The organism is Lyngbya sp. PCC 8106, from assembly GCF_000169095.1.
Classification (GTDB): Bacteria; Cyanobacteriota; Cyanobacteriia; order Cyanobacteriales; family Microcoleaceae; genus Capilliphycus.
This window is the reverse complement of sequence record NZ_AAVU01000015.1, coordinates 59699-72551: the sequence shown is the minus strand read 5'-3', so window position 1 is coordinate 72551 and position 12853 is coordinate 59699. Positions and strand designations below refer to the sequence as shown.

At 40.2% G+C, this 12853-nt stretch carries 13 protein-coding genes; 8 read left to right on the top strand and 5 right to left on the bottom strand.

Going from position 1 to position 12853, the window contains the following annotated elements:
• Positions 1-19: 19 nt before the first annotated feature.
• The 3 genes from L8106_RS12095 (at position 20) to pgsA (ending at position 3234) form a co-directional block, all read left to right on the top strand.
• Entirely contained in the window at positions 20-1405 is a 1386-nt protein-coding gene (locus L8106_RS12095; protein ID WP_369748243.1) for an alanine/glycine:cation symporter family protein, read from the top strand.
• A 440-nt stretch (positions 1406-1845) separates the two neighbouring features.
• Positions 1846-2544 (top strand): sugar transferase, encoded by a 699-nt coding sequence (locus L8106_RS12090; RefSeq protein WP_009784590.1) that lies wholly within the window; start codon positions 1846-1848, stop codon positions 2542-2544.
• Between the two features lie 171 nt (positions 2545-2715).
• Entirely contained in the window at positions 2716-3234 is a 519-nt protein-coding gene (gene pgsA, locus L8106_RS12085; RefSeq protein WP_009784589.1) for a CDP-diacylglycerol--glycerol-3-phosphate 3-phosphatidyltransferase, read from the top strand.
• Positions 3235-3246: 12 nt separating this feature from the next.
• Here pgsA and L8106_RS12080 read toward each other — a convergent pair whose 3' ends face one another.
• From L8106_RS12080 to L8106_RS12070, 3 genes are all read right to left on the bottom strand, one after another.
• Entirely contained in the window at positions 3247-4176 is a 930-nt protein-coding gene (locus L8106_RS12080) for a 3'-5' exonuclease (protein ID WP_009784588.1), read from the bottom strand.
• Between the two features lie 27 nt (positions 4177-4203).
• A complete protein-coding gene (locus tag L8106_RS12075) occupies positions 4204-5220 on the bottom strand; it encodes a pentapeptide repeat-containing protein (protein ID WP_009784587.1) in 1017 nt (338 codons plus the stop codon).
• A gap of 85 nt (positions 5221-5305) precedes the next feature.
• A complete protein-coding gene (locus L8106_RS12070; protein WP_009784586.1) occupies positions 5306-6139 on the bottom strand; it encodes a pentapeptide repeat-containing protein in 834 nt (277 codons plus the stop codon).
• A gap of 339 nt (positions 6140-6478) precedes the next feature.
• Here L8106_RS12070 and ilvD point away from each other — a divergent pair, with 339 nt between their 5' ends.
• Both ilvD and L8106_RS12060 read left to right on the top strand, forming a co-directional pair.
• Positions 6479-8161, top strand: a complete 1683-nt coding sequence (gene ilvD, locus L8106_RS12065; RefSeq protein ID WP_009784585.1) for a dihydroxy-acid dehydratase — start codon at positions 6479-6481, stop codon at positions 8159-8161.
• Positions 8162-8240: 79 nt separating this feature from the next.
• The gene (locus L8106_RS12060; RefSeq protein WP_009784584.1) at positions 8241-9116 is read left to right on the top strand and encodes a site-specific DNA-methyltransferase; all 876 of its coding nucleotides are present in this window, start codon (positions 8241-8243) and stop codon (positions 9114-9116) included.
• On the opposite strand, the gene L8106_RS12055 is transcribed toward L8106_RS12060, so the two are convergent.
• Complete coding sequence (locus L8106_RS12055) at positions 9100-9693, bottom strand: ScaI family restriction endonuclease (protein ID WP_009784583.1); 594 nt, start codon at positions 9691-9693, stop codon at positions 9100-9102. The two genes, L8106_RS12060 and L8106_RS12055, sit on opposite strands and share 17 nt — an antisense overlap.
• Entirely contained in the window at positions 9694-9912 is a 219-nt protein-coding gene (locus tag L8106_RS12050) for a helix-turn-helix domain-containing protein (RefSeq protein WP_009784582.1), read from the bottom strand. It lies immediately after the preceding gene.
• Between the two features lie 180 nt (positions 9913-10092).
• Here L8106_RS12050 and L8106_RS12045 point away from each other — a divergent pair, with 180 nt between their 5' ends.
• The 3 genes from L8106_RS12045 to menH all read left to right on the top strand — a co-directional run bounded on the left by L8106_RS12045 (position 10093) and on the right by menH (position 12849).
• Positions 10093-11592 carry a type II CAAX endopeptidase family protein gene (locus L8106_RS12045; protein WP_009784581.1) on the top strand — a complete coding sequence of 500 codons (1500 nt, stop codon included), beginning with the start codon at positions 10093-10095 and terminating at the stop codon, positions 11590-11592.
• Between the two features lie 235 nt (positions 11593-11827).
• The gene (locus tag L8106_RS12040) at positions 11828-12016 is read left to right on the top strand and encodes a hypothetical protein (RefSeq protein WP_009784580.1); all 189 of its coding nucleotides are present in this window, start codon (positions 11828-11830) and stop codon (positions 12014-12016) included.
• A gap of 38 nt (positions 12017-12054) precedes the next feature.
• A complete protein-coding gene (gene menH / locus L8106_RS12035; protein ID WP_009784579.1) occupies positions 12055-12849 on the top strand; it encodes a 2-succinyl-6-hydroxy-2,4-cyclohexadiene-1-carboxylate synthase in 795 nt (264 codons plus the stop codon).
• Positions 12850-12853: the final 4 nt, after the last annotated feature.

The following is a 12853-nucleotide window of genomic DNA, read 5'->3' as shown; positions in this document are numbered from 1 at the left end:
TAAAACTGACATAAATGCTCTGGATTATCTTTCAGCCAGCTTTTCCCAAGTTCTCAAACTGATTAATGATATCATCTTTTTTGAGATTGGTGGAATGCCCTTAATTGTTCTGTGGTTGATTTCTGGCGGGGCTATTTTTACAGTTTGGATGAGGTTTGTTAATATTCGGGCATTTAAACACGCCATAGATATTGTTCGGGGAAAATACGATAACCCGAATGAAGTGGGGGAAGTTTCCCATTTTCAAGCCTTGGCAACGGCTTTATCTGCAACTGTTGGACTGGGGAATATTGCGGGAGTTGCAATTGCTATTCGTTTAGGAGGGCCTGGGGCTTGTTTTTGGTTAACGTTGGCGGGCTTTTTAGGAATGACCACTAAATTTGTTGAGTGTACTTTAGGTCAAAAATACCGCTTAGTTAAGCCAGATGGAACAGTTGCAGGAGGGCCGATGTATTATCTATCCGAGGGTTTAGCTAAAATAGGTCAACCGCAACTCGGAAGAATTTTAGCCATTTTATTTGCAATTTTAGCGATTTGTGGGGCGTTAGGAAGTTCGAGTATTTATCAATCCAATCAGTCTAAAGTTGGGGTTGCTCAGGTTATTCCAATCATAGCAGAACAGGGCTGGATTTATGGGATTTTAATGGTATTTTTAGTGGGGTTAGTAATTTTGGGCGGGATTCGTCGGATTGCTTCGGTGGCGGCGACAATTGTACCGTTTATGTGTGGGATATATATTTTGGGCGCAGCTTATGTCATATTAACTCATTTTACCGCAATTCCGGCTGCAATTACCACAATTTTTACCAGTGCGTTTAGTTTTAAAGCAGCAACGGGAGGAACGTTAGGGGCGATTATTCAGGGCTTTAGACGTTCGGCTTTTTCTAACGAAGCGGGGTTAGGAATTGCAGCGATCGCCCATTCAGCAGCTAAAACGGATGAACCTGTTCGGGAAGGGATTGTTGCAGTTTTAGAACCTTTTATTGATACGATTATTGTTTGTAATTTGACTGCTTTAGTGATTATTCTCACGGGTGCTGATCACAATCCTGAATTTTCAAGTTTAGGCGGTTCTGAATTAACGTCTGCGGCATTTTCTACAGTTATTCCTGGTTTTCCTTATGTTTTGGCTTTGGCCGTGTTTTTATTTGCCTTTTCGACGATGATTTCCTGGGGCTATTATGGTCAACTTTGTTGGGAATATTTATTAGGAAGTCGCACAGCGATTATTTATAAACTTCTATTTTTACTGGCGATTTTTATGGGATCTGTTGCGAACCCCAGTTCTGTGATTCAATTTAGTGATGCGATGTATCTGACAATGGCATTACCAAACTTGTTCGGGATGTATTTTCTGGCGAGTCAAGTTTCTCAAGATTTAAAGGATTATTTTTCTCGTTTCTAGTCATAATATCCTCAAATCCCCGTTTGAACTCCAGTCGTGCTGATGGGAATGGATTTTAACGAGTTTTTACGGATGCTTTAATTGCCAGTCTTCTTTGTCTCTTGCCTGTGCGTAGAAAAACACATATTCAAACCAATAAACTGTATCCTAAGTTACATTTTGTTGTTTAATTTAATTTTGATATAAAAGGTTGGAGTCCATCAAGTTGTTCATTTCCTCCTGCTTTATCCCCTTTTCTGTCCTGTTCACCAATCTATCTCTAAATATTAACCACTAAATATTTACAAATATGGGGGATTTGTGAAAAAACGAATCAAATTTTTAAAGCTTTCGTAAAAATTTAGTCAAACCTCAATACAAAACTTCCACTGAATAACAATTTTATTTAGAATGAACTTAGAGTCCAACTTATGTTTTACAAATAACCGGGGTTAAGTGTTATGACTGGTATTTTTAAGTCCTCTATCCATGCAGCGGACAAATATTTAATTAAAGGATATCATTCTAATCCTTTCTCCTTTGGGAAAAGAATACATCCTTCAGTTCGTTCAAAATTCAAACGTATTCTTGATATTTTTGTGGCATTAATTGGATTAACAATTACTATTACTGTGGCGATTCCGATTAAGATTATTATGTGTTTTGATGATCCAGGGCCGCTTTTATACAGTCAAGTTCGCTGTGGTTTTAGAGGGAAACCCTTTCGGATGTGGAAATTCCGATCAATGGTTGTTAACGCCGATCAAATGAAACATTTGGTAGAAAACCAAGCTAAAGGTCATATTTTCAAGAATGATTGCGATCCCCGTATTACTCGTTTAGGTCAATTTTTAAGAAAGACAAGTCTCGATGAGTTTCCGCAATTTTGGAATGTTTTACAGGGAGAAATGAGCATCGTTGGAACTCGTCCTCCGACTCCCGATGAAGTTGAGAAATACGAAGATCATCACTGGCGACGATTAGATGTAAAACCTGGAATTACCGGAGAATGGCAAGCAAATGGTCGTTCAAGTATTGATGATTTTGAAGAAATTGTGATGATGGATATTAACTATCAACGCAAGTGGTCTAGGTTCTATGATATCGTGCTGATCATCAAAACAATTACAGCCGTTCTCAATAAAGATGGAGCTTACTAATCACCCTTCATTACTCCATCAGTTGTCCTAGAAACCCTTAAATCTGTCATAACCGAAAGTCTAGCTGAGGAACTCCTGGCTAGATTTTAATTTTGAAAAGGTTATATACTCATAGATACGGTCTGATCAAATTGGATTTCTGTTTGTTGAATAGAAGGCGAGGAGTTAGAGATGAATCTACCCACCTGGATCACGTTCTCTCGTTTATTGGGTGTTCCGATACTTCTTTATGGGTTACACGAACCGACGTTAGAAAGTCGGTGGATTTGTTTTGCGGTTTTTGTTGTCGCGGCTTCTACAGACTGGCTAGATGGCTATCTCGCCCGGAAACTCAACCAAGTAACTGATCTCGGGAAATTTCTTGATCCGTTGGTGGATAAATTGCTCGTGTTGGCGCCACTTTTGGCGTTGGTTGAACTTGGACAAGTTCCAGCTTGGGGTGTATTTTTGATTTTAGCGCGAGAATTGGCGATCGCAGGTTGGCGAGTCAATAAAACTAAAATTTCAGGGGCGAATATCTGGGGAAAACTCAAAACGGTTGTGCAGATTATTGCGATTTGTTTGTTAATTGCACCTTTACCTTCTGAGTGGGAAATTGCCAGTTTAGTCGGGTTTTGGGCGGCGGTGGCTTTAACGTTAATTTCAGGAATAATTTATCTGTTACCTGCTAAACCTGAGACAGAAACTTAGGACAGAAGAAGATCAGAATGGGGGAAACTCGGACTCGGAATTGTGATCTTTTGCTTTGGGAATCAGACGCCAGACGGTTGTATTTTCTTCTTGGGTAGGAAGTTGTTGAATTGTTTCTCCGAGTTGTTTTTGTAAGGCTTGAGTTAAGGTTAGGGGGAAATCAAGCTCTAGGTTTTGAGTCTGTACAAATTCTGAGAGTTGAGCAAAGGTGGTTTTTAGGGTTTTGCGTTGGGAACTGGATAATTTAAAGCTGTCTGTCTGATCAACCTGTTGAGTTTTCATCGCTTGTTTGAGACGATCTTGAATGTGGGTAATTTCCGAGTCTAGTTGTTTCCAGTCATGGGCAATTTCTTGATAACGAGTGGCGAGTTTGTTGAGATCTTCTGTTGTTGGATCGGGTGAAGCAAGGGGTTGGAGTTTGAGCAAACATTGATGAATCTGAGCTAAATATACTACATCCATTTGAGCATATTCAAGCTGTTTTTCGGTGAGTGGGCGTTGTCCCCAATCGCTACTTTGTTCTTGTTTATCAATATTGGTAAAGTCACCGAGTTGAGTGGCTAATGTCTTGAGTTGATAGTTGGGAACGGGAAGCAAATAATAGGGGATTTTTTTTGCCATTACCAAAGTACAGGTGACATTTTTAGACTGTTTTTTTCCTAATAATTTTAAGTCATAGTTGGCATTATGAAAGACTTTTTCAATGGCCGGATTTGCCATAATTTCCTCAATAAACAGAGTCGTTAATTCGGGTTGATCTAAAACATCAAAGAGGTAGAGATGATCGCTTTTTATCTCGTTAGGTGTTGTTAAAACTTGAATCAAAGATAACCGAGGTTTGTTTTTGTAATCTGCAACTTCGGTATCGAGCCATAATATTTCAGCAGAAGAGAGTTGAGAAATAACAGCTTGAATGGATTCAGGTGTGGTTAAATAAGACATAAATTTTGAGCAGATTTGAAGCTAAAATCAGGAACACAGACTTAAATTCGCGACATCATGATAAGTCGAACCATCTGGCATAATAGTATCGGTTAAATTGGCTCCTGTGAGATTTGCACCTTCTAGATTAGCACTGCGTAAACTTGCACCTTGTAACTGAGCGCCTTCTAGATTTGCACCGCGTAAATCAGCTTTCCATAAGTAAGCGTGTTGGAGTTTTGCGTTTGTGAAGTTTGTCCCTGCAAGGGTTGACAAATTGAGATTCGCCCCACTTAAATTCGCCTCAGTTAAGTTCGCGTCAGTTAAATCAACTCGAAGTAAAACAGCTTCGGTGAGATTACTGTGTTTTAAAATAGCTTCAGTTAAGTTTGCTCCATTGAGAGTGGCTTTTGTGAGGTTCACTTGTGTCATTTGGGCGAGATGGAAGTTAGCGGCGGTGAGATCCGTCTTTTGTAAGTTAGCTTTTTTGAGGTTTGCTTCGGAGAAATCAACCCCGTTTAAATCCATTTCTGAGAAGTCTACTTCCACCAAATGAGCATGATTCAAAATCACCCCCGTCAGACGAGTCTCATGGAGTGTGACACCATTTAAACGAGCATAGCTGAGATTTGCCCAACAGAGGTTAGCGCCTGTGAGATTTGCCGATCGCAAATTTACCCCGCTGAGATTTGCCCCACATAAGTTTACACCGGAGAGATTCGCTGAACGTAAGTTGACCCCGCGCAAAATTGCACCACTGAGTTTAACTCCCTGTAAATTTGATTTCACCAAAAATGCGCCTTCGAGGTTAGCTTTGGTGAGATCAGCGGCGACGAGTTGCCCTTTACCCAGTTGAATATAGTTAAGATTACTCGCGTAGAGGAAAGCATTATTGAGATTGCTTTCATTGAGTTTGGTGCGGGTGAGGTTCGCCCCCGCGAGGGAGGCTGACTCAAAGTTAACCCCTGGTAGGTTAGCGTGAACAAGACGCGCCCCAATGAGATTAATTTTTCTAAAATCTCGTTCTCCAGTGGCATAACGCTGTAAAAGTTCTTTGATCTCCATTAATTAGGGTCTCCAAGTTCTTCTTCAATTGTGGCACGGTACACTAGGGAAGTTACTCAGATTTGTTACGATTTGACATAGTTATTTACTCGCGTCGATCGGGTAATATTGCGCCTCGGATGTCTACATCTCGCAGATTAGCGTGATCTAAGCGAGTATCGAGGAGTACCGCTTCAATCAGATTCGCCCCACTGAGATTTGACCAACTGAGTTTCGTGCGATAAAGTCGCGCCCGACTGAGATTAGCCCCGCGTAGGGTTGTCCAACTCACATTCGCCGCACGTAGGTTGACTCCACTCAAGTTGGCATCGCTCAAATCGGCACCAATCATCGTCACACGACTCATATCAGCGTCGGTGAAGTTGGCACTAATTAATAATGCACCACTGAGCGTTGCGTGAATTAAATTCGCTCCTTCTAAGATCGATTCTCTGAGGATAACGTTGGTGAGATTTGCCCCTTCAAGAACCGCCCCAGTCAGGTTTGCTTTCATTAAGTTAGTCCGAATCAGGGTAGCATTGGTGAGATTCGCCCCGACAAAATTCGCTTCGGCGAGATTGGCTTCGGTGAGGTTGGCATCGGTGAGATTGGCTTGGGTGAGACTGACCAACTTAGACGAAGATCCCCGCAGATTTGATCCAGTCAGATCACAGCGATCAAATTTAGCATTGGTGAGGTTAGCGCCGATCAGGTTGGCTTCCATTAAGTTCGCATCGCTGAGATCAACCCCCATCAATTTAGCTTCGCGGAAATTCACTTGAGTCAGGTTGGCATTAACAAAGCTTGTATCTTGCAAGTTTGCTCGTACTAGAATGGCTTCGCTTAAATCTACACCTCTTAGATCTACTCCAATTAAGTTAACGGCTCGAAACATCCGTTCGCCTGCTTTATATCGTTCCAAAAGTTCATCAACTTGCATAGAATTTACCTCTATTGATTCTTTTTATAAGTTCGAGTTCATACTTCGAGTTCTGCTGTCGTTTTCCGCGCCCTCCCATCTTCCCAGAGGATTGAGGGTGAAAACACTGCCATCTTAACTCTGAGATTGGCATCGTCACTCACCTGCACTCTAACAACCTCAACTTGGTTGAGGAGAAATCTCCACACTCTGCGACAATAGAAATATAGAGAAAGGGAACGGGGTAACAATTGAGTTAAACCCGATTGGTAGATCGTCGCGTACCACCGATAGATGGGAGAATCGCGCCCCACTTGCAACAGACCACAATACCATTAAACCTGGAGACAGGAGAGACTCATGTCAGATAACTTTAGAAGTCAAGCCATCACCCAAGGAAAGAAACGCACACCGAACCGGGCGATGCTCCGAGCGGTAGGGTTTGGGGATGAGGACTTTAATAAGCCTATTGTCGGCATTGCTAATGGTTACAGTACCATTACTCCCTGCAACATTGGATTGAACGATTTGGCGCATCGTGCTGAAACGGCATTAAAACAAGCCGACGCTATGCCTCAAATGTTTGGGACGATTACTGTTAGTGATGGCATTGCCATGGGAACCGAGGGGATGAAATATTCTCTGGTTTCCCGAGAGGTGATCGCCGATGCGATTGAAACTGCTTGTAATGGGCAGAGTATGGATGGCGTTTTGGCGATTGGCGGTTGTGATAAAAATATGCCTGGGGCGATGATTGCGATCGCGAGGATGAATATTCCGGCAATTTTTGTGTATGGCGGTACGATTAAACCGGGGAATTTAAACGGTTGTGATTTAACGGTTGTCAGTGCGTTTGAGGCTGTCGGCGAATACAGCGCCGGGAAACTTGATGATGATCGCTTACTCGATATTGAACGCCTTGCTTGTCCGGGTTCGGGGTCTTGTGGGGGAATGTTTACGGCAAATACTATGTCTTCGGCGTTTGAAGCGATGGGGATGAGTTTAATGTATTCTTCCACAATGGCTTCTGAAGATGCGGAAAAGGCTGATAGTACCGAAAAGTCTGCGTTTGTGTTGCGTGAGGCGATTAGTCAACGGATTTTACCGAAGCAAATTCTCACCCGCAAGGCGTTTGAAAATGCGATCGCTGTGATTATGGCGGTGGGCGGTTCGACAAACTCGGTATTACACTTGTTGGCGATTGCTTATGCAGCAGATGTGGAACTGACGATTGATGATTTTGAAACAATTCGGGGACGGGTTCCGGTTTTATGTGATCTTAAACCCAGTGGGCGATTTGTCACGACGGATTTTCACAAAGCGGGTGGCGTTCCGCTGATTATGAAAATGCTTCTCGAACAGGGTTTAATTCATGGTGATGCTTTAACGATTACCGGGAAAACGGTTGCCGAACAGTTGGCTGATATTCCCTCTCAACCGTCTGCGGATCAAGAGGTGATTCGCCCCTGGAATAATCCGATGTACAAGCAAGGGCATTTAGCGATTTTGAAGGGAAATCTCGCCACAGAAGGCAGTGTTGCTAAAATTACAGGCGTGAAAAAACCGCAAATGACTGGCCCCGCACGGGTATTTGAGTCGGAAGAACAGTGTTTAGAGGCGATTTTAGCGGGTAAAATTCAAGCTGGAGATGTTTTGGTGGTTCGCTATGAAGGCCCCAAAGGTGGCCCCGGAATGCGAGAAATGTTGGCGCCGACTTCCGCAATTATTGGGGCAGGCTTAGGGGATTCTGTGGGCTTGATTACCGATGGACGGTTTTCGGGGGGAACTTATGGCTTGGTTGTCGGTCATGTTGCCCCAGAAGCTGCCGTTGGTGGTAATATTGCGTTGGTTCAAGAGGGCGATAGTATTACGATTGATGCTTCACAACGGTTATTGCAGGTGAATATTTCTGATCAGGTATTGGAACAACGCCGTCAAAATTGGCAACCGCCTCAACCTCGTTACACAAAAGGTGTTTTAGCTAAATATGCGAAGTTAGTGTCTTCGAGTAGTGTGGGGGCGGTGACGGATTTAGACTGTTAATTGATTCAATGTTGGGTGCAAGCGCCCTTGATCTTGTACCCAACTTGAACTGATATGATATTGATTTGATGAGTGAAAAATGAGGAATGAGTTAGAGGAATTTAAGTCATTTTTAGGAAGTCCTGCTTATGAAGATCAGGATGTATTAATTTATCAAGGTGATTGTTTAAAGTTAATGAATCAATTACCTGAAGGGTATTTTAGTTTAACTGTAACTTCTCCTCCCTATAATATTGGGAAAGAATATGAATCAGTGTTATCTGTAGAGGATTATATTGCTTGGATGGTTGAATGGATTGCTCAAGTCTATCGCTGCACATCGAGAGACGGAGCATTTTGGTTGAATTTAGGATATCTATCCCTTCCTCATCAAGCTAAAGCTATTCCGATTCCTTATCTAATTTGGGATAAAGTGCCTTTTTATTTAATTCAAGAAATTGTTTGGAATTATAGTGCAGGTGTGGCGGGAAAATTATTTTTTTCTCCTCGTAATGAAAAATTTTTGTGGTATGTTAAGGACGCTAATCATTATATTTTTAATTTAGATGATGTGCGCGATCCAAATGTTAAATATCCCCATCAAAAGAAAAACGGTAAGCTCAAATGTAATACTAAAGGTAAAAATCCTACCGATGTTTGGCAAATTCCTAAAGTAACATCGGGAAAAAATCGTAGTTCAAAAGAAAGAACTTCTCATCCTGCTCAATTTCCGATTCAGCTTGTTAGCCGTATTATTCTAGCCAGTAGTAATTTAGGAGATATTGTTTTTGATCCTTTTTTGGGTTCGGGTTCAACCGCAGAAGCCGCTATCCGTAATGGTCGCAAGATAATAGGTTTTGAGATTAATGATTTATATATTGATATGGCAATTAAGCGAATTAAAACATTTCTTGACGAACAATCAAATCGAGTTGAACAGAAAAGTTTATTTGAGTTGCTTACTGACTACTCTTGAGTGTTACTAACTTCAAACCTGCTTTTTTAGTACCAATAGATGCTTGTTGTCCTGTCGGTTTATTTTGACCTATCCAGTCTTCATCATCAATCCAACCAAAACGGATTTTCCATATTTTTCGCTCCAAATCATCTTCTTTAGGTAGTTTGTAGTTAATAATGAGATAATAACCTGTTCTGGACTTCAAGCGATTATCTGAACGATAACCTGTACTCCTATTTCCATAAAAACTATTTTTACTCGAAGATGTTTTAATTTCAAAGGAATAACGCTCATTAAAAGTACAAACGATATCTTTTTCTGGCTTGGTTTGACTTCCTCTCCAACCCGAATTTTGATGAGCGAGACGAACAGCAATTAAACGTTCTAAAATAACTCCTATCGCTTGAGCGGGTAAAAAGATATCTCGACCAATTTGTAATCTAAAATCACCAAAGCTTGAAGAATAAAGATCTTCCCATGCAGCCTCTACCGTAGAAATTATAACTTCACTTGAAAGCGGAAATTCCTCAATTAGTTGCCTTGTAATTGCCGACCATTCATGTTCTTGATAGCCTCTATAGGGAGATGTTAGCAATTAATCAACTCCTTCTAAAAGTTTACTAGCGGGGACACCCAGAGCATGAGCTATAGCGACAATATTATCCAAACTAACATTTCGCTCACCTCGTTCAATTGCACCAATATAAGTTCGATGTAGATCTGCTTTTTCTGCTAGTTTTTCCTGTGAAAGTCCTTGTGACCTACGAAGTTGTCTAATATTGCTCCCTAACTTTTTTCTTGGCTCATGCTTCATTCAGCAATGATGTTATCTCTGATGATTCTCTGTCTACAGACTATAAGTAGCAATTCACACAAGGATTCAATTAAGAGATGTTTAGGTGTCGATTCGGGGGTTAATATACCTGATCATAAAGAAGCATAAAATTTGTTATAATAAACGTCTTTGTGAACTTGAAGATTCTCGGGAGACTCAATGACACCGAAGCGAATTATTTTAGGAATTCTGACTTTACTGACGATTATACTGGTGGGGAGTTCTTTAATTGATAGTATTACTCAACCCCAAATTCAAAGCCGTCTAGAACTCTATCAAACTAATCTTATTCTTCACGCAACAGAATGGCAACCTGATCCGGAATTTAAACAAGATTTTAACACACTGAAAACTAATTTACTTGGTGAGAATGCTTCTAAATCAGCTTTACAACAATATGAAAATTTACAAGAAGCGGCGCAAGATAATCTCGAAAAAATTCAAACCTTAGAACCGAATTCTCAATCGATTGAAACGTTAGAAAAATTACAAGATGAGTTGGAAATTCGCATTGGAATTTTACAAGTCGAACAAGGAAAAACAGAAAAAGCATTAAACACTTGGCAGACTTGGATTGAATCAAATCAATCCTATGAAACTCAACAACAGATTCAAATTGCTCAAGTTTTAAGGGGAATTTGGAGTGATCCAGCGCGAATTTTACCGGAGGCTGAATCAACTATAGAAAACAACTTAGAAGGCTGGTTTAGTTATCAAGCGTTGTCTCGACTTTATGAAGTTCAAGAACGGCAAGAAGATTTACAAGCACTGCAAGCAAAAGAAAAACAAATTGCTAAACAAGCAGTGGTTAAACTTGCAATAATCAGTGCAATTCCTGGAATTGGATTGTTTGCTGGTGTGATTTTGTTAGTGCTTTTAGGGATTCAATTGCTATTGAAGGGAAAAGAATCTATTCTGGCTAAGAATACTGATGTTACTTGGTTAACGCCTTGGGATGCAGAAACGCTGATTCAGGTATTTGTTGTTGGTTTTTTCTTGGTAGGACAATTAGTTGTACCGCTAACATTGGGTTTAATATTTAACTTATTAAATCTCAATCCAGCGAGTTTTGATGTTCGCAGCAAAGCCTTTTATGTCTGGGCAAATTATGGGTTTTTGATGGCGGGTGGATTCTCGGTTTTATTTTTCTCGTTGAAACCTTTTTTCCCGTTACCCGAAGGATGGTTTAATTTTGATTGGAAGAAAAACTGGTTTCTTTGGGGGTTAGGGGGTTATGTTTCTGCACTTCCTTTGGTGATTTTAGTCTCTTTAATTAACCAACAATTATGGCATGGACAAGGGGGAAGTAATCCGCTTTTACCGATTGCTTTGGAAAATCGAGATCCGGTTGCTTTGGTGATCTTTTTTGTAACGGCTTCTATTGCGGCGCCTGTGTTTGAGGAGATTATGTTTCGCGGGTTTTTACTCCCGTCTCTGACTCGATATATGTCGATGGGAAGTGCAATTTTACTGAGTAGTTTATTTTTTGCTGTCGCCCACATGAATATTTCTGAAATCATTCCGTTAATGACTTTAGGGATTGTTTTGGGGTTTGTCTATACACGATCGCGAAATTTGCTATCATCTATGTTGTTGCATTGTTTGTGGAATAGCGGCACGTTATTGAGTTTGTATATTCTCGGAAGTGGTTCTGCTTAATAGAAACCTTAAATAAAAGAGAACAGGCATTTCTCCTAAATCTCCGGTTATTCGATAGACAAAGGGGTGATACAAACTTTTGTAAAGAAATTATAATAGTTTAACATTATTCACCTTTTTTAGTCTCATTTTTTGTGGAATTTCGTTACAATAGAAAATGAAACGTCTCAAGTCAGTTGAAAAAATTCAAGCTGAATTGAAAATGTTTTCAGACAAGTTTGTGGTGATCTAACTTATGGAATATTACTTCACAGCTTTCACGGTTATTTTCTTTCTCGTTTGCTATGGTTATAGCTATCTAATCGTTAAATTAGCAAAAGAACGAGGTGAAGAATTTTTCCTATTTGGGATGTTAGGCGGTTTATTTGTTTTTATGGCATTTTGTGCGGCGGCTGTTCCTTTTTTGCACTGGATTTATGATTGATGTCTGTGGAGTTTCAGCTTCATAAATACTCGGTGTAGATGACACAAATTTATCACTTTCACTATTTTCGCACGGAAAATACCAGCTTACCAATTCTCTTATTTTTACATGGATTTATGGGAAATGGCAAGGATTTTAACGCGGTCATTTCCCTTTTATCAGAAAAATTTAATTGTTTGGCGGTTGATTTACCCGGACATGGACATACTCAAGTTAACGCAGGAGATGAGTTTTACAGCCTTGCAAATACGGCTAACGGCTTAATTAATTGGTTAGAAGAATTAAAAATTAAACGGTGTTTTCTGGTTGGTTATTCGATGGGAGGAAGGTTAGCACTTTATCTCGCCTTACACTATCCTCAATATTTCCAAAAAGTTGTTTTAGAATCAGCGTCTCCGGGATTCAAAACGGAAAAAGAGCGAAGTCAACGTTATTTATCGGACTTAAATCTCGCTGAAGAACTGAAAAAACAAGACTTAGAAGATTTTTTAAAAAGTTGGTACGACAAGCTGTTATTTAAAACGTTTAAAAATCATCCTGACTTTAATACCATTTTAGCACGACGTCTGCAAAATAATCCAATCGAGTTGGCAAAATCTTTGCGATGGATGGGAACGGGAAATCAACCTTCACTTTGGGAAAAACTTTCAGAGAGTCAAATTTCATTTTTATTGTTAGTGGGTGAATTGGATAAAAAGTTTATTAAAATCAATCAAGAAATGGCGAATTTATGTTCAAGTGTAAAGCTTGAAATTATTTCTAATTGCGGTCATAATATTCATCTGGAAAATCCTCAACAATGGGTTAAAGTGGTGAAAGAGTTTTGTCGGTAGAATG